The sequence below is a fragment of the Thermogemmatispora tikiterensis genome (genome assembly GCF_003268475.1).
GTDB lineage: Bacteria > Chloroflexota > Ktedonobacteria > Ktedonobacterales > Ktedonobacteraceae > Thermogemmatispora > Thermogemmatispora tikiterensis.
Genome location: NZ_MCIF01000002.1, coordinates 2,694,342 through 2,712,199, shown reverse-complemented (window position 1 = coordinate 2,712,199; position 17,858 = coordinate 2,694,342). Strand labels below are relative to the sequence as shown.

The 17,858-nt window shown below is 60.4% G+C and carries 7 protein-coding genes; 2 read left to right on the top strand and 5 right to left on the bottom strand.

Annotated elements, in window-relative coordinates:
- Positions 1-48 precede the first annotated feature (48 nt).
- Both gnd and A4R35_RS10970 read right to left on the bottom strand, forming a co-directional pair.
- On the bottom strand, positions 49-1,068 hold the full coding sequence (gene gnd, locus A4R35_RS10975; RefSeq protein ID WP_112429286.1) for a phosphogluconate dehydrogenase (NAD(+)-dependent, decarboxylating): 1,020 nt from the start codon (positions 1,066-1,068) through the stop codon (positions 49-51).
- A gap of 585 nt (positions 1,069-1,653) precedes the next feature.
- Positions 1,654-2,148: a hypothetical protein gene (locus A4R35_RS10970; protein WP_112429284.1), complete on the bottom strand. Its 495-nt coding sequence runs from the start codon at positions 2,146-2,148 to the stop codon at positions 1,654-1,656.
- 943 nt (positions 2,149-3,091) lie between these two features.
- Here A4R35_RS10970 and A4R35_RS10965 point away from each other — a divergent pair.
- Entirely contained in the window at positions 3,092-4,774 is a 1,683-nt protein-coding gene (locus A4R35_RS10965) for an NAD(P)/FAD-dependent oxidoreductase (protein ID WP_112429282.1), read from the top strand.
- A 243-nt stretch (positions 4,775-5,017) separates the two neighbouring features.
- Complete coding sequence (locus A4R35_RS10960) at positions 5,018-6,595, top strand: protein kinase domain-containing protein (RefSeq protein ID WP_112429280.1); 1,578 nt, start codon at positions 5,018-5,020, stop codon at positions 6,593-6,595.
- Positions 6,596-6,825: 230 nt separating this feature from the next.
- Here A4R35_RS10960 and A4R35_RS10955 read toward each other — a convergent pair whose 3' ends face one another.
- The 3 genes from A4R35_RS10955 to A4R35_RS10950 all read right to left on the bottom strand — a co-directional run bounded on the left by A4R35_RS10955 (position 6,826) and on the right by A4R35_RS10950 (position 17,358).
- Positions 6,826-11,022 carry a tetratricopeptide repeat protein gene (locus A4R35_RS10955; RefSeq protein WP_112429278.1) on the bottom strand — a complete coding sequence of 1,399 codons (4,197 nt, stop codon included), beginning with the start codon at positions 11,020-11,022 and terminating at the stop codon, positions 6,826-6,828.
- Positions 11,023-12,651: 1,629 nt separating this feature from the next.
- Entirely contained in the window at positions 12,652-12,807 is a 156-nt protein-coding gene (locus A4R35_RS24290) for a hypothetical protein (protein WP_189361652.1), read from the bottom strand.
- A gap of 423 nt (positions 12,808-13,230) precedes the next feature.
- Positions 13,231-17,358, bottom strand: a complete 4,128-nt coding sequence (locus A4R35_RS10950; RefSeq protein ID WP_112429276.1) for a DUF6788 family protein — start codon at positions 17,356-17,358, stop codon at positions 13,231-13,233.
- Positions 17,359-17,858: the final 500 nt, after the last annotated feature.

Sequence of the window (17,858 nt, the reverse complement as noted above, 5' to 3'; positions counted from 1 at the left end):
TGGCTGCGCGAGAGGAGTCAGGTCTGGTGGAGGCGGTGCCTGCCGGGGCTAGCCTTGCTTCTCATGGTGGCCACCGAACTCAAAGCGCATGGCCGAGAGCAGTTTGTCGGCAAAATCTGCCTCGCCGCGGGAGGCAAAGCGCTCGTAGAGAGCGGTGCTGAGCACGCCGGCGGGCACGGCCTCATCGATAGCGGCTTTGATGGTCCAGCGTCCCTCACCTGAGTCGGAGACGCGTCCCGCAAACTGGCTCAGATCGGGGTCTGTGAGCAAGGCGTGGGCGGTCAGGTCGAGCAGCCAGGAGGCGATGACGCTGCCGCGGCGCCAGAGTTCGGCGATATCGGCCAGGTTGAAGTCGTACTGGTAGTACTCGGGATTGCGCAAAGGCGTCGTCTCGGCGTCGATCTCTTCGGGATGCTTGCCGATGTTGGCGTGGCGCAAGATGTTGAAGCCCTCGGCGTAGGCGGCCATAATCCCGTACTCGATGCCATTGTGCACCATCTTGACAAAGTGACCGGCGCCGTGTGGGCCGCAATGCAGATAGCCGTGCTCGGCGGTACCGCCAACCTGCTCGCGTCCAGGGGTACGGGAGGCGGCCTGGAGACCGGGAGCGAGGGCTTCAAAGAGCGGTTCGAGCCGCTGAACGATCTCGGCCTCGCCGCCGATCATCAGGCAGTAGCCGCGCTCAAGGCCCCAGACGCCGCCGCTGGTGCCGACGTCCAGGTAGTGGATGCCATGCTCTTTCAGGGTGGCGGCGCGGCGAATGTCGTCCTGATAGAAGGAGTTGCCGCCATCGACGACGACATCGTCGGGAGAGAGCAGCGGAATGAGCTGTTCCAGGGTGGCATCCACGGAGGCGGCGGGAATCATCAACCAGACAATGCGGGGCGGCTTCAGCTGCCCAACGAGTTCTGACAGGGAAGTAGCTCCCGCGGAGATAGCCCCCTCTTTCAAACGCTTCTCCACGGTCTCAGCGTGGCGTGCGTAGCCAATGCATTTATGGCCAGCCCTTTGGAGCCGCAGGGCCATATTGGCTCCCATGCGTCCAAGCCCGATAAGACCAAGTTCCATGTAGCGATCCTTTCTTTTTCTGTCTTTCTTCTCTAGCTAGCGAGATTGGTGTTCTCCGGGGTACGGATGGAGAGGCAGGCGCGGCATGCTCTGGTCTGCCTGATGGGAGTTCCCTTCTGAACGGCAGACGGCTGGATGCCGGGCTAAAGGAAGAGCAACACAGCGCCGCCTGTCCATCGCTAAGTGTACCATACTGGCACTGGGAAGTGAAAAGAGGAGGGCTGGTTGTGACGCTGGGAGAGAGGACCAGCCTGGCCGCTCCCAGGGGCCGAAGGCCGGCGAGGGAAGAATCTCAGTGAGGAGGTGCTCCCTGGCAAATTGCCAGGGAGCAAAGGGCAAGGTAAGTCACTGCTGTAGAGCTGTCGCAGGGCTGTGCGTGCCTGATCTGCTCTACCGCAGGTCAGTGATCCTGATTGTTCTCATCAGCGCTCCTTGTTGAGCGCCACTCGTGACCAGCTGGCTGAGGAACTGGCTTCCTCTGGCAGACTGGGAGGCGAGATTGCCTGCGCTGCCAGGTCCAGCGAGGGCAAGGGTTGAAAGCCAGGGTCAGAGGAGGGGTCGGCGCCGGGGCTCTCCCTGACGCTTTTAGCCGCTGGGGCGCTGGCGCGTTCGGCGCATCAGAACATAGCCCGTTTCCAGGATTGAGAAGATATCGATACCGAAGGCGTACAACTTCATGCGCGTGCGCGAGAGGACGTTGCGTACGGGGCGCATCTCCTGGTCCCAGACGCCTTCTGCCTGGGCCAGGCTCAGGCGTCTTCGGCAACGCTCAACCTCGGCTTCTGTGATCTGGCCGTTGGTAAAGCTGGCGAGGAGGACTTCGTAGGGACAATAGTGGGGGTAGGCTTCCAGTAAGGGGAGCAGCACACAGATTTCGCTGTTTGTGAATTGCTGCTCGGCGATGAGGTGGGGCAAACCCTCCTCGCAGGCGAGCTGGGCCAGGGTGCCGAGAGTCAGATTGAGAGCGAGAAGATGCTCAGGAGGGAGCAAGTCGGGCAAGGTGAAATGGCGTATCTCGGTAGGTGCTTCTTGTGAGGGACGCGGGAATGCTTTAGTCATACGCAGAGAGGTCTTCTGCATGGCACGCTCCTTCTGGCTGGATAAGATAGCTGCTGACGGATGGACCAATTGGCCGAACTAAGCCCGCGCCGCGCCGGGGGCCTGTGATGGCTTTGTGTCACCTGGTTGCTGCTGGAGCGCCCGGGACGTTCTCCCCTCTTCCCGCGTCAAGGCCAGCGCAGTTCGTCGCCGGGCCGCGGACCCCTCTTCCGCTGGCGCTTGCTTGTTTGCTGGCTGGCTGGCTAGCGAAACGGCTGCCCCTCTTCAGAGGAGCAACAGGCCCTGCACTGCGAGAGCACTATGGTTTCTGCACGAAAATAACGCTCCTTTCCTCGTGCTGCTTCCTCACAGAGACTTCTCGCTCCTTAGATGCTGCTCTCTACAGAGGACGAACGAGCGGCGCAATGATCAAATGCAGTCTCGGGGGCGCGCTCGCTGCCGCTGGACCAGCGCTGCGGTGAGCTGGCCGTTGTCATGAGAAGCATGGACTGCTTCGATAGGTGCTGTACAAAGAAACGCAATGATATTCAATGTCTGATATATTTCGTTCCTTCCATATTTTACAGTACCAGATAATCGCCCAAAAATCAATACCTGAATTGGCTTTTTTGCTTCTCATGCCGTAATGATGGCTGCCTTTCCTGCGGTGGAGGGGAGTGGACGCTGGGTATAGGATATTCTGGCTATTTGCCCGGGCTGCACCCGCAAATTGGGCAATTTTGTTCCATACTGCTTTCGGTATCAGCTTTTCAAAGTCAGCAGGCAGCTGATCGCTCAAAGGTCAGCCTCTCTCAGTGCCCCTCCCTCTTCTTCCTGTTCTTCCATCCTGGTTATGTCGACTGATATCGATTCCATAGCTTCATGCTGGAAGAGCTGCTTTGCTGCCAGGGTATGGGGTATGAGAGACGATTGCTATTAAATGGATGATACAGACTTAATTCAATAGGAAAGGTGCGCTTCAACCATGCGGAAGACCGCCCTGCCGGCCTGGTTCGGCGATTCGCGAATACAAGCCAGCGCGGACATCGTGATTGTGGGGAATGGGATCGCCGGCCTGACTGCTGCAATCGAGGCTCGCCGTTTTGCGCCTGATGCCACGATTCTGGTCCTGACAGAGCAGTGCTATCCGACGATTCACACGCCGGCGCTGCGCCAGGTTCTCTCTGGCAAGGTGGGTCGGAGCCAGTTGCTGGCCTATCCGGAGGGGACGGAGCAAGCGCGGGGGATCAAAGTGGGGGTGGCGCGGGTCGAAGTGATCGATGCGGTCGAGCAGAGGCTGCTGCTAGCGCGTGGGGGGGTAGTCCACTATGGGGTACTCCTCCTGGCGACGGGTAGTGTTGCCCGTGGGTTGCCGAAGGATCTGCCCGGCGCTGCGCTAGATGGCGTTCTGACGTTGCATCGTCTGCCCGACTATCTTGATGTCAGGCGCCGGCTACGGGAGGTCCGTGATGTGGCGGTGATCGGTGGTGGTGTGCATGGAGCCGAAACTGTCATGAGCCTCTTGCACCTGGGCAAGCGTGTTCACTGGTTCATTCGCGGTGCCTACTGCTTGCCGCGCCTGCTCAATCGAGCGGCAGCTGAGCTTGTTCTGCGGCACGTGGAGCAGGCAGGGGCGCTGGTTCATCTGGAAAGCGAGGTGATAGGCTTTCTGGGCAGTGTGGGAGAGTTAGCGGGGGTTGCCACTGCTGACGGGCGTATTATTCCTGCGCAGCTGGCGCTGATTTGTACGGGAACGCGTCCCGCGCTCGATCTGGCTGCTCGTTCCACGCTGCCTCTTGTCTATGAAGAGGAGCAGGGCATCCTTGTCGATGAGCGGCTCTGCACCAGTGTCCCGGCAATTCTGGCTGCGGGCGATGTGGCCGCCTGGCGGCATCCTCTGAGTAGTTCCTATCGCTCGCAACCATCCTGGCATGCGGCTGTCCTTCAGGGACGAGTGGCAGCGGCGACCATGACGGGACAGATGATGGCCCCTGTCAGTGGGGTGGTCGGTGCTCCCTGGCAGGCCACGCGGCTGGGTTCGCTCTCGATCCTGGCTGTCGGCGATCCCTTAGCGGAGGAGGCGGAGGTAAAGGTCCTGACGCGGCATGGGAAGCAGAGTTACCATCGCCTGGCGCTGGCTGGCGATCGTCTGATTGGCTATCTCGCGCTGGGAAGAGCGCAGCCCGACGCCCTGGCGATCAAGCGTCTCATCGATGAGGCCTTACCGGTGGCGGCGATCCAGGATGCTCTGCTCCGAGGCGACTTTGATGCGCGTGCCTACTTTGCGCGGCTTCGCTCGTCTAAGCTCTACACCCTAACGGCGCCCGGGCGGCTGGCGGAGCGTACATTGGCGACCTCCCGGTGTGCGCCCTCTCTGTCTCCTCCGCTGGGCACGACGGCTGCGGTGGCGGGATGGCAGGAGCCGCCCCAGGGCGGTGAACCCTTCCTGCAGGGAAGCGTGTCAAGAAGGAGGCCCCAAACTGAGCCACTACGGAGATTGATCCCTGCGCAGCATGGTACCAACGCGACCAATGCCGCGGGTTCTGGTTCACTTGCTGATCCTGATTCTTGGGCTGGGAGGCCGGAGCATGAGCTGTGGCCGCGGCGGCTTGCGCTGCCGGCCTCCCTCTCCCAGCCAAACCCGCATCCGCTGCGATGTTGTCAGTAGCCAGGCGCCAGCGCCTGGCGCGAAGGTGTTCCTCTCTGAGGTGATGCAATTTCCTTTCTGACTGGGAGGTGCCCGGGTGGTTGGTCTGGTCCGGCGGTGTGATGGCTCAACTGGTGACGGCTGCTAGTAGGCGCCGGCTCTGTGCTGACCATCCTGGCGTTATCCTGGTGATCCACCGCGCGCTGACCGGTAAGCAGGGATGCCGGTCGTTCACACTTCCATACATCAGGGGAGGATGATCTTATGCTGTGTCCACGTTGTCACGCTCAGTGGGATGGAGAGCGACGAGCCTGTCTGCGCTGTGGCTTCGTGTTACCTGTGGCCGGTGGGGACGCGGTGGCTCGTCAGGGAGAGCAGGAGCAGCCGCGTTGGTCGGCTGGAGCTGAGGCGAGAGTGCCGCACTGGCATGTTCCACGAGTGACCCCTGTTGCGGGAAGACATGCTGGTAGGCAGCAGCCTCCCGTTCCGCCGGTATTGGTGAGTGAGGCCCCGCGCTATCAGACGCCAGCTGAGCAGCTACGTCAGCATCGGCCCTGGCAGGCTGCTGGCGGTGATGGGCGCCGGGAACCGACGACGCTTCATGACCAGCGCCGCACGGATGAACAGCAGCCGGAGCGGGAGCGCCACGGGATGGGCCGCTCTTCTGCGACGCCGCCGTCGACGGCTGAGGGGCTGCGACCCCTGCAGGCTGGCGAGCTGCTCCAGGGGGGGCGCTATCGTCTGGCTGAGCGTCAGGGGCGTCATGAGTGGTTGGCGGAGTCTTACGAGGCGTTCTGGTTGGCACATGATGCCCGTCGAGGCGGGGCGCCGGTCCGCATCTGTGAGTTTGTCCTACCGCGTGAGGATAGTCGCCTGCGGGGAGCGCTTGTACGTTCCGCTGCTTCTGCTCTTCATACGGCGGGACGTCATACGCAGATCCCTACGCTGCTCGATGTTTTCTCGGAGGCGGAGCGTGATTTCTTCGTCTTCGAGCATGTTGAAGGGGAATCCTTGTTGCTCCGTTTGCGTCGACGGGGACGGCCACTCAGTGAGCAGGAGGTGGTCGAGTGCTGCCTGCAAATGGTAGATGTCCTGGAGTTTCTTGCCAGCCAGACCCCCCCGATTGTCCACGGTTTGATCCGGCCAGACTACATTATTGCTGGTCGTACCCGTTCTCACTATGTGCTTACGGGCTTCTCGGTGATGCTGGCCTCGGGGGCGACGCAGTTTGTGACTGGTATGGCACGCTCGCAGCTCTCGCCCTATACCGCTCCTGAGCTGACTCATGGGGTAATCGATAGTCGCATCGATTTGTATGCTTTGTTGGCTACGGCCTACCATCTGGCCACGGGCTGCCCACCGGCAAGGAGTCAGGGCCGGATTCCTCCAGCTCGTCAATTGAATCCGGCTCTCAGTCCAGGTTTCGAGGCCGTCTTAGCAAAGGGCCTCTATTCGGGGCAGGGGCTGCGGCCAGATCTCTCGCAGCGCTATCAGCACCCTGCCCAGTTGCGGCAGGCTCTCACCGAGAGAACGACGCAGCCGGAGGCGCCGGCCCCGGTGGCTGAGTCTCTTGCGGTATCCTCGCAGCCTGTAGTCTCTGAGCTACGTCCGCCGGCGACCGAGCCACTAGCGGATGCTTCTGAGGACTCTCTTCAAGGGCATCCGCTCTTGCAGTCGCTGGCGCCGCCGGATCTGCTCCAGTCTGAGGAGTCGCTGCTCCCTGCGCCTGAAGAGCTGCCTCCCCTGCCAGATAGCAATGATTATCAGCGACTGTTGCTCTGGGGGATAACACTTTTTCTCTCGCTTGCCCTGACTATCGCGCTCGCACGTGGCTGGTTCTGATCAGCTCGGCCTGCGGGTGACAGGCGGTTGGAAATGTGGAGCGTTGGGGACAGCGTCTGTCTGGGCTGAGGCGCTCGATCGCCTTGCTTGGCTGGTGCTCAAGTGCAGGTCTTGCCGGCTGCAGGTAGCTGGCGAGGGAAAAAGAGTAAAAGGAGAAGGCCCGGCTCACAGTATAGAAGCCGGGCCTTTGTTCTGCTGAGTGGACTTGTTCGTCTGGCTGATGGCTCTGCTCAGAAGCGTGGCTCTCCTGATTGGAGTTGAAGGAGGTCAAGAGTGGCTCCGCACTCGCTGAGGATGCCCGTGGCCTCACGGCGATAGTTGAGGGCCTCGATCTGACGTGTGGGGCTGTGGTGCAGAAGCATCTGGGCATAGGTGGCCCGGGTGCGGGCATAATGCAGCCTCATGCCGCGCTCTTGGAAGATGCGCAGGGCCTTCTCAAAGTGTTCTTCTGCGCGGGTGCGGCCCTCAGTGGTTCCCGACTGGGCGGAGATGCGAGCGAGTAAGGCCAGGGCCTCCCCTTGGGTGATGGTCATATTGGTGGTGCGCGCCTGTTCAAGGATGGCCTGAGCCTGGGACTGCGCGCGGCTGGTTTCACCCAGCAGGAGGTTGATCTCGGCCAGTGTCAATTTCCCCTGGGCTTCGACATCGGCGGTGATGCCTGATTGGGCTAAGGCAAGCCGTAGTGCTGCTCGTGCTCGTTTAAGCAGCTGTTGTCGCAGTTGCTGACCTTTCGCACGCTGTTCTGATCCTGCCGCGGCCTCTCGGGAGAGGATGATTTGCAGCAGGCGCACCTGTCCGAGGCGCAGGTGGGCCAGGCCGACCAGGGCTGAGCTGATGCAGGGGCTGCTTTTGATGGCTCGCCCGATGGTCAGGGCCTGGTAGAGGGCCTGGCCGGCCTCGCTTAGCTGCCCTCGGGCTTGCAGGACGCCTGCCAGGTAGCCATTCCAGTAGCTCAAGTAGACCTGGTCTTTCCCTTGCTCGCCCTGGGCGATAGCTTGCCTGAGATAGCGCTCAGCATCGTTGAGGTCGCCCGTGCGCTCTGCAATGATGCCCAGGTTGCTGAAAACGACGGCCATCAGGGGCAGGTCGCCTACCTTGTCGGCCAGCTCCAGCGAGCGACGGCAGTAGGCCAGCGCTTCTTCATGATCGGCGCGGTGGAGCAGGACGTGGCCGATGTTGCAGCAGATGTGGGCGATTTCTCGCTTGTGACCGAGTTCTTCGGCGAGCTGCAGGGCAACGTGTAGGTGATGCAGGGCCTGCTCATGGCGACCGGTGTTGATCTCCAATGTGCTTAAAAAACGATGTGTACGGGCCAGGCCGATAGGATCACCGCTGATAAGGGGAGTGGCGGGCCGGGTCTCTGGCGCTGCTGGCGCTTCTCTGTCTCCACCTGTACGGGCGAGTGGAGCCGTTGGACGGCTATCACGCTCCTGGGTGCTGCGAGCGGAGAGGGCTTCGAAAAGGCGCAGGGCCTCTTGCCCTTCCTGGCGAGCTTCGGCGTAGCGACCTTCGTCGTTGTAGATATAGCCTCGTAGATAGCGGAGCGTTGCCCAGGCCATCCCCTCTTCGATGCCCGCTGCGCGTAGTCTGGCTGCGGCCCGATCACAGTAGTCGTGTGCTCGGGCGAAATCGCTCATATAAAACCAGGTTCGGCCAATCTCAGTGAGCAGGCGGGCCTCAAGTTGTGTCTGATAGAGTGGGTCGCTTGCTTTAGGTATGCGGCCTTCCTGTGCAACATCAAAGGCACGTTGATAGAGCTGACAGGCCTCGGCGTAGTGCCCCTGAATGCGGATACATTCGGCCAGTCTCCCCAGGAGATAAGCGCGGCGGTCATAGGGGAGAGCCTGAGAGCTACCTGTGGGCGAGTTGGGGCTGCCGAGCTGAGGGAAGTGCTCGACGGCGATCCGGTAAAGGCGGGCCGCTTCAGTGTAGGCGGAGAGAGCGTAGGCCGCTTCTGCTGCCAGCGAGGCATAGTGAATGATCTGCTCGGGCGGGCCACCGCCAGCAACGAGGTGATAGGTGATCATGGCGGCGCCTTTCTCTTCGTGGCCGGCATAGAGCTGGCGCAGCGTCTCTGCGGCCCGTCGATGGAGCAGGACGCGCTTCATGCCCGACATGCTCTCGTACAGGTGGCTGGCGAGCAAGGGGTGCCAGAAGTGATAGCTGATGTGGCTACCGCTACTGGTCTCGCTGAGGACGCCGGCCTGCAGGGCTTCGTCCAGGAGATCGAGGACGCGCTCCTCGTTGAACGGCTGTGGATCGGCGGCCTCCAGAGCGCACAGGGCGTCGAACTCGAAAGAGCCACCAAGGATGGCAGCATCGTTGAGGAGGCGTCGGCAGTGGCGGCTGAGCCGGTTGAGGCGCATGTCGAGCACTGCGGTGATGGTTTCGGGCAGGCGCTGGAGGCCAGCCTGGAAGCTGCTCTCCGTAGGAGAGAGCAGCTGCATCTCAATGCTGCGAGCCAGTTCCTCGGCGAAGAAGGGGTTGCCGGCAGCGTGCGACTGGATGAAGCGCTGGGCCGCCGGGGGCATGTGGCTGACGATCTGGGCGATCTGTTCGTCGGTCAGCGGTGGCAGATCGAGGGTGATGACGCCGTGCTCGCGCTGCAGGTGAGCGATAAGTGTCTGGAGCACCGTATTGGCGGCCAGATCGCTATCGCGGCAGGTGCCGATGAAGAGCACAGGGTAGCCTGCCAGGCGCCGGACCAGATAGCCAAGTAGCTCACAGCTGCTGGCGTCGGCCCAGTGGAGGTCGTCCAGGACGAGCAGGAGGGGGACCTGCCGGCTGACGCGCATGAACAGTTCTTGCAGGGCTTCTTTGAGACGCTGCTGCTCCTGCTCTGGTGGCAGGGGGGATGGTGGTGGCAGTATCTCGTAGAGTTCTGGCAGAATGGCCCCCAGGGGGGCGTAGAGGGTGGGATGCTGTTGAATCTCCTGAGTCAGCCAGATGTCCTGCGCTGTGATGCTCCGCAGTGGCTCAATCCAGAGGCGGTAAGGGATAGCGCTTTCTTGTTCGTAGACGCGGCTCCAGATGACGGTCCAACGGCGTTGCAGGGCTTCGCGGCTGAGTTCCTCGGCCAGGCGAGTTTTGCCAAGGCCAGGGGCGGCGACCAGGACAGCGTACTGGGGTTGTCGTTGGGTGGCTGGAGGCAAGGTGGCGGTGCTGCCGTTGCGGGTGGAGCTAGGGCCAGTTGTCACAGAGGTCAGCTGCTCTAGTGCGGTGGTGGCAAGTTGCTCTGTGTCGGTCAGTAACTGGCGTAAGACGGCCAGTTCCTGATCACGTCCAACCAGAGGACTGCGATGGGTGCGCCCGATCTGGGGCGTAGCGGGGGTGGAGATGAGAGTCTTCTCCTGTGAGGCCGGCGGGAGCGCCGGGTGGGTTGGTTGGGTCGCCGGTGTTGGCCGTGGTCGAGGGAGAGGCTGGTTGGCACAGATAGCCTGGTAGAGGGCCTGGACTGCTTCAGAGAGGATTGTTTCATGGCTCGAGAGGAATTGCTGGTATAGGCGGATAGCCTCGCTGCGGCGGCGCAGTCCTGCCAGACAGTACATGGTCAGGGCCAGGGCCTCGCCGTCACCGAAATCGCTTGCTAAGAGGCGTTCGAGCAGTGGCAATGTCCCAGTAAAGTTGTCGCGGCTGAGGCGCAGATCGACCAGGGTCAGCAGGGCTTGACGCCAGTGCCAGCGCAGGGCCTCGCGCCGTCTGGTCAACTGGGCGGGATAGGGTGGCGCTGTCCAGCCGGCGAGTAGATCCCCTTTGTAGAGGCGGAGGGCTTCGTCAAGGAGGCTCTCACGCAGTGGCTCGTCGCTGCAGCGCGAGGCGTGATCGAGTAGTTCCTCGAAAGCGTCGGCATCGATCCAGAGAGTTTGCTGCCCGGCAAGGCTGAGTGCCTCTTCGCTCTCCTGGAGAAATGTAGGGGGCGGAGGAGCGCCAGGTGGGGTCGACGCTAAGGGGGTGGCAGTGGCAAACCAGTAGCGTAGGTTGGCGGCTGCGCGTTCGAGGCGCCGATTGGCCTCGCTGGGGGGGAGATCAGGCCAGAGGACAGTCAGGGCCTGGCGACGTGGAAGCTGACGCTCTGGGCTGGAGATGAGCAGAGCCAGGAGGGCGCGACCGGCGGGCTGGAGAGCGGGGCGTCCGCTTCGTCGGGCGATGCGCTGTTCTTCGGCGGGACGTTCCAGGCGGAAGTTTCCCAGGAGGTAGAGACGTCGCAGCGGAGGCTGGCCTGGCTGACCGGCTATGATCTCTTGTTGTTCGACCTGAGCCAGCGCCTCTGGAGGCAGGCTACGGCCAATGTAGGTGCGTGTGATCTGACCGCCCTCGCTGCGATAAGCATACCAGTAAGGTCCATGCCCGCGCCCCTGGCGACATTTTTTACACTGTGGTTTGCCGCAGAAACTGTATTGACGATAGTAGGTGACCTTACTGTTCATCGCGCGCACTCCTTGCCTCTACGCAAGCTTGCTATTGGGGAGGTGAGCACAGAAGCGGCCAGCAGCCCCGGAGAGTCTGCCGGGAGAGGCCTGGCCTGCGAGCGTTGCACTCTTGCTGATGGCGCGTGTAGGGGCCACCGGGCAGTCCTCCACAGGCTCTTTCGCCGGGCGGGGGCGAGACAGTGGCTGGGTGGCTGCGCAGGCTCCGGCTGAGCCTGGAGGCTTGCTCTTACCCCGGGAATCCCAAACGCTTTCGGGGGGGGACGGTGGTGGTTGGTAGCATGAGGCGGCTGATGTAGCTGGCCGCTTGCTGACAAAGCAAGACCATCCCCGGCCTGCTCTGCTCTGGCGGAGGAGCGCGTTCTCTCCCCGTGCTCCAGAGCTGGTCTGGTGAGCTGGGCAGGAGAGCACCGGAGTGCTGCAGGTATCGCGCAACTGTGGCGCTGGTACCTGGTTGGGTCATCTGGCGCCGCCGTTACTACACGCATGCGCTCTGCTGCTCCCTTGTCAACTGGCCTGGCTTACTCGGCATCGGGCACCCTGTAGGGCCATCGCAGATGTGAAGCGGAGCCGCTGCCTGACCACTGGCCAGGCCGGCCTGATGCATCCGTCTAGCACGCTGAGTCTGCTCGCTGATCTTTTGCAGGACTGCTGCAATCCCGGTGCTGCCGCGGGACAGAGGCTTCGGGAAAGGCTCGACGGGTAGCTCTCTCCCTCTCTTCTGAACGAATCCCCAGAAGGCCGCACTTTGCAAGGTAGGGAGTAGCTAGTCACAGCTAAGATTACCCGATAAATATCGGTGCTTCAACCTGACCGCCAATTGAGACCGCTGGCAAGCGGCGCGGGAGGTCGACCTCTCTATGCGAGCAACCGGTGTTTCTTATTATAGCTCATGAGGTGCGATCTGTCAGGCAATGCTCACTCCTGGTAGCAAGGAGAGACTGCTCAGGGTTGCGGCAGGCTATGGTTAAGATTCAGAGGGATGAAGACGGGTGATAATCTAGAGAAGGAGAAAAAGATGCAGAAGGTGGGCCGGTCAGCGCTGTGGCTTCGAGGGGTTCAGACCGGGGGAGGCTGACCGACCCTTTTATCGACAGGCGGGCCAGGCAGGTGCGGCTGGTGCATCAGCGGGCCGGAGTGATACTACGGGAGGTGGCCGTAGTTCGTGGCCCGCTGGCCGTGGCACCCTGCCGGGGGCCTGAGCTAGCTCGCCATGTCTGCGATTGCCACGAAGGTGCGCCGATTAGTCGAAGTGAGACATCAGACGCTTCCTTTCTCAGGGACGTTACTCCGAGAGGGGCAACAGGTTGCGGTATCTCGACCGGATCGCTTCTTTGCCCTCTCGGGCCAGGGTTATCAGCGGCCCGTGATGATTATGTGGGCCATGAATGGGCGGCTGGGTTGACTGCTTGGGCCGGAGCTGCTGGGGCTGGGACTGCTACGGCTATGGGCTGTGGTGGAGCCATCTGCTTGACGGTCACCATAGCTCGCGGTCGTCACCAGCTCCCCCAGCTCGCTGCCAACCCAGCCGCAGGACCAGCAAGCTACAGGCATAGACGAAAGCATTAGCGTGAATGCTCGCTTGCGGCTGAGCAGCCGGCTCTCTTGGGCGAGAGAGCCAGCTGGCGATTAGGGACTACCGCCCCATTGGAAGCTGGGAGCGCTCAAGATATGGGTGATGGCCTGGTGCTCAATCAGCGCCACCGCGCTCACGGCTGCGAGTACGAGTAGCGCCAGCAGAACGATCAGGGTCACCAGTTGTTTCTTGCTGAGAGCGATCTGCATTGTGTTCCTCCTCGGCAGCGTGTCAGGTTGACTGGAAAAGAGTACGACTGGTCTTACTGTCTGGATAGGAAAGGCTGAGGCCGACTCCCTACTAGCTAGTCTAGGCTGGCTCACCTCCGACTCCGAGCAGCTGGAGCTTGGAATAAGCTTGGTCACTGGTAAGAGCTATCTTGTCTCTTACCGGGCCTGCTCAGTTTTGTCATCAGTATCGTACCCTATCTTGATGGGGTCGTGCCTCGAGTTTTCACCTGAGTAGAGGGGCAAATAACATAGTGAGTGGAAGAGGGACCTATCAGAACTATTGGATGTAAGAGATACCTTCTGCTGCTGGCCACTATTGCTGGGCAAGTGTCAGAGAGCCATAGACCTGGTTCAGAGGGTCTGCTTGCTTTGAATCCGGCACGCTAAGTTCTACTTTCCAGCCTATCTGAGGTGTTTCAGTAGATAATGTGATGCCTGGTAAGAAAGCATGTCATGACAATTCTTAAAAATGCTCAAAACGTTGTTTAGATGAGGAGAAAATATAGAATTTAGCATATTGCTCTTGCTATATATATTAGATAACACTGCTATAGTGTATATAGAATAAGCATATTCTAATATGAGCCTCTTCTCATAGAGATTATTTAAGGCTTTGTTGATCTGATTTTCTGCCTGAGTATCTCCCCCTTGTAGCAGGAGGATAGCTCCCTGTAAAAATTGGGCTTTGGCGAACTCAAGAATCACTTCTTGCTCGTTTAACTCCTCCAACAGCTCCTTGACTAGCTTACTGGCCTCCGGAAGCTTACCCAGCAGGAGAAGGACCTGAGTTAATACCAGTTTCCCCTCAATGAGAGTTTCTGATTCGAGTTCCATGACGAGTGCGCGCTCCAGGATCAGTCGTGCTCGCTCGAGGCAATACTTTGGTCTTTCATCTATACTTTCACGGCTGGGGGGCTTGTTAGCCTGTGCTGGTCTATGGGCCAGCTCATACATTGCCTGGGTCAGCCGCATGTTACCCAGGGCTACAAGTGCAAAGCCGAGACAAGGTGGAAGATCAAGGGAGGCGCCCACGGAGAGAGCCTTTCTAATGCTAAGGACTGCCTCCTGGCTCTTCATTCGCCTCTGCAGGATAGTAGCTAGGAAGGCGTTCCAAAGGCAGAAATATGTCTTATCGCTGGCCTTATCGGACATCCTCAGACTTCGCTTAAGCTCTTTCTCGGCTAAATCCAGATCTCCCAGCCTGGCGGCCAACAGACCAAGGTTGCTGGTAATCACGGCCTGCAGCAGGGTGTCTCCCAGCCTTTCTGCATGCATCAGGGCCCGACGGAAGGAGGCCTGCGCCGCTTGGAATTGGGCTTTGCTCACATATGTGTGACCGATATTGCAGCAAGCTGCAGCGATATCTCTGTAACGATTATATTGTTCAAATATAGTAATGGCCATTTTTAGATGGTAGAATGCTTCTCTCTTCTTTCCAACGCTATTTAGGATCGTTCCCAGAAGTCGATGAGTAAGAGCTATATCAATTTGGTTTCCCATCAGGCTGGTGTTAATGTTGGTTTGTCTAAGCGGCTTATCCAAAAGCAGCCTGAGATCTGCCTGTTCCAGATTCTGCTCAAACAGCTGCAGTGATCGATTGGCCTCCTGTAGGGCCAGTGGGTAATCTCCCGATCTCCATGCGATATAACTACGTTCCCGATGAATACAGGCCCAGGCGGCGCTCTTCTCGATGTGGGCCTGTTGAAGGATCTGCGCACTTCGCTCACAACAGCTTAGGGCCTGTGCACTATTATTCGCATCGTACCAGGTCCAGCCAATCTCGACCCAGATCATCGCCTGATACTGGGCCTCGTAGAGGGCCTCCTCTGGGGTCGCCGGCTGGCGCAGATAGTTGCGCACCTCCAGCAGACGCTCGTAGAAATGACGGGCCTCTTCGGGCCTGCTTTGCATCCGCAGCGAATAGGCCAGCAGCTCGTACAGATCCGCCAGGTGCAGGCGCTCCTCCTGGCTCCAGGAGGCCAGCGGGCGCCCCTGAGACGCCTGCAGCAAATACTGAATCGCCAGGCGATAATAGTACTCGGCCTCCCCATAGGACGACAGCGCATAGGCATGATCGCCCGCCAGCTCCGCATAACGCCTGATCACCGCCGCCTCGCCACCGCCCTTCACCAGATGCTGCGTAATCGTCGCCGCCCCTTCTGCCTCCCGTCCCGCGTATTTCTGCTGCAGCACCTGTGCCGCCCGTCGATGCAGGCTGGCTCGACGGGCCCCCGACAGCCGCTGATAAAGATGTAAACCTAGCAACGGATGCCAGAAATGATAGCTGATACGCGTCCCTGCCCCCTCCTCTACCAGGACACCCTCACGCAGCGCCTCCTCCAAGAGATCGAGTAATTTCCCTTCATCGATACCACTGCCGCCCAGCTGCTCTAGCTGCAGCACCTCCCCAAACTCAAAGGCGCCCTCCAACACCGAGGCATTGCTCAGCAAACGCTGGCAGGCCGGACTCAGACGGCGCAGGCGCAGATCAAGCACCGCCGCAATCGTCTCCGGCAGCGGCAGCGCCCGCCCAAGCTCCTGCTTATGACCGCCACTTCCCTTGTCGATCAGCAGCTGCTCTACCAGCTCCGGGCCTGCGCCGGCCAGCGTTCGCGCCAGCTCCTCAGCAAAAAACGGATTACCGCCAGCCTGCTTCTGAATATAGTGGACTAGCGGCTCAGGCAAATGGGCCACCAGCGAGGCGATCTGCTCCTCGCTCAACGGCGCAATTTCCAGCCGCAGCGCCACCTGCTCGCGCTGCAGATGGGGCAGCAGCGTCCGCAGTGGGTGCGCCTCCGGCAGCTCCGTATCGCGGTAAGTTGCAATGACCATAATGGCGCGCTGCTGCAAATGGCGCACCAGATAGGCCAGCAGCTCGCAGCTACTGGAATCGGCCCAGTGCATGTCATCCAGCACGATCAACAGAGGCGTACGCTCGCTGATCATCGTCAACAGATCAAGAGTGGCCTCCCAAAGACGGCGCTGCTCATCCTCGGGCGAAAGGGGATTGGCAAACTCAACATGGGGCAAAGCGTTCAACTCAGGAAGGAGAATACTCAGAGGCTGATAGAGCAGAGGACGATGACTGATCTCCTGGATCTGCCAGAAGCCGCGGCTCTGGGCATTGCGCAGCACCTCTGTCCAGGGCCGGTAGGGAACATTGCTTTCCTGCGCGTAGACCCGACTCCAGGCGATCGCCCAACCGTGTTGCTGCGCCTCGCGTCCCATCTCCTCCGCCAGGCGCGTCTTGCCGATTCCCGCTTCGCCGGCCAGCAAGACGCACTGTGGTTGGCGAGGCTGATCGAAAGGCGAAATCAGAGCGCGCCGGCGATTGCCCAGGCGAACACGGCGTTGCTGCTCACACGTCTGCATCACCGTACGCAGCGTCTCCAGCTCCTCTTCGCGGCCCACCAGCGGACTCTGATGCTGGCGTCCGACCTGTGCCTGCGAGCGCCCATCGCGTCCCTCCTGGCTGCGGCCCTCCACATCCAGCAGCGATGTCAGAGGCACTGGCGGCAGCCCCCTGACACTGACTGAGCCGCGGCGCACCTCCTCATAGAGCCGGCGCGTCTCAGCCAGCGGGGCTATGTCATGCGCGCGCCGTAGCGCCTCGACCAAACGGTGGTAGACGCGCATTGCCTCAGCTCGTCGACCCAGGGCCGTCAAAGCGATGATCAGGCGCTGCACAGCGGCCTCATTCGTATCATCTGCCGCCAGCAGACGGTCCATCGGCTCGATCACCGCAGCGTAAGCCTCACGAGCCAGACGCAGATCGGCCAGCTCCAGCAAAGCACCCATCCAATGACGGCGCAACATATCGCGGCGCGTCACTACCCACGGCACATCTGCCATCTCCGGTAGCAAATCGTTAGCATAAAGAGCCACGGCCTCCTCAAGCAGATGCTCGCGCTCGGAAGCCGTGCGCTGCTCCTCATGAGCCTGAGTCAGCAAACGCTCGAAGGCATCGCTATCCACCCAGATCTCGTGCTGATCGGCTAGTACCAGTCCCTCATGTTCAGTACGCAGCAAATGAGAAGCCGAAGCCCGAGGGAGCGAAGGCTCCAAAATACGACGCAGCGCATGCACTGTCCGATCAAGTCGGGCGGCAGCGGTCTCTGGGTCAAGACCTGGCCAGAGCGCTTCCATGATCTGTTCGCGGCCCAGCTTGCGCCCTGGGCTCAGGAGCAAGAGGGCGAAAAGCAGGCGCTGCCGCTGGTGATTCCACGGGGCGGCTTCCACGGTCTGCCAGTTGCGTCCAACGCGGCGCTCAAGCTCAAAGCGACCGAGCATCGAAACACGGAGCACAGAGGGATCATCGTCCTGGGCGGGCCGCCCGGCAATCCAGGTCTGGATCTGCTCAGGCTGAACATCGGGCGGTAAGGTCTTCCCAATATAGGTACGCGTCGTGCGGCCATTCACCGTCTTGTAGGCATACCAGTAGGGGCCATGACCAATGCCCGTGTTGCATTTGTGGCAGCGCGGCTTGCCGCAGAAACTGATTTGTTGATGGTAAGTCACTTTTGTGCTCATATGATGATCCCCTGATGGCGGTTTCAACCTGTCTCAGGACTGTGCTTTGCTGGAGATAGAGCTAGACTGAACTGCGCAAAAGGAGCTTACTGGGACGCTTTGATTAACTCCCTCATTATAACTTATACCCGATTGTTCGCAAGCTGGCAGCAGGAGCGGGTCAAAAGGATAGCGCCCTTTCCTCGCTCTCTTCACCTGACAACGCTAGCGCTCACGGTGCCTGCAGAGAACAGGGCACTGGCGATGCTGACGCCGCTCACGACCCTTTTGCATTACATCACGTGTAGAGGAGCAGAGCCTGACACCTGACAACCGGAGACAAGCCCAGCGCTGAGCGGCGGCCAAGACACTTCAGAGACAAGACCCTGGCTGTATGTAGGACCGGACCCCCGAGGCAGGCTTGAGAACGAAGAACCGGCCTGCAACGATCAGCAGGCAAGGCACACACTCTACGCTTTACATAAGACTGGTATAAGACAAAGCAGGAGAATATCTTCTAC

Excerpts from the sequence above, each read along its gene's own strand:
- A4R35_RS10960 (WP_112429280.1), top strand. The coding sequence starts at position 5,018 with ATGCTGTGTCCACGTTGTCACGCTCAGTGGGATGGAGAGCGACGAGCC.
- A4R35_RS10955 (WP_112429278.1), bottom strand. The coding sequence starts at position 11,022 with ATGAACAGTAAGGTCACCTACTATCGTCAATACAGTTTCTGCGGCAAA.
- A4R35_RS10965 (WP_112429282.1), top strand. The coding sequence starts at position 3,092 with ATGCGGAAGACCGCCCTGCCGGCCTGGTTCGGCGATTCGCGAATACAA.
- A4R35_RS10950 (WP_112429276.1), bottom strand. The coding sequence starts at position 17,358 with ATGAGCACAAAAGTGACTTACCATCAACAAATCAGTTTCTGCGGCAAG.
- A4R35_RS24290 (WP_189361652.1), bottom strand. The coding sequence starts at position 12,807 with ATGCAGATCGCTCTCAGCAAGAAACAACTGGTGACCCTGATCGTTCTG.
- A4R35_RS10970 (WP_112429284.1), bottom strand. The coding sequence starts at position 2,148 with ATGCAGAAGACCTCTCTGCGTATGACTAAAGCATTCCCGCGTCCCTCA.
- gnd (WP_112429286.1), bottom strand. The coding sequence starts at position 1,068 with ATGGAACTTGGTCTTATCGGGCTTGGACGCATGGGAGCCAATATGGCC.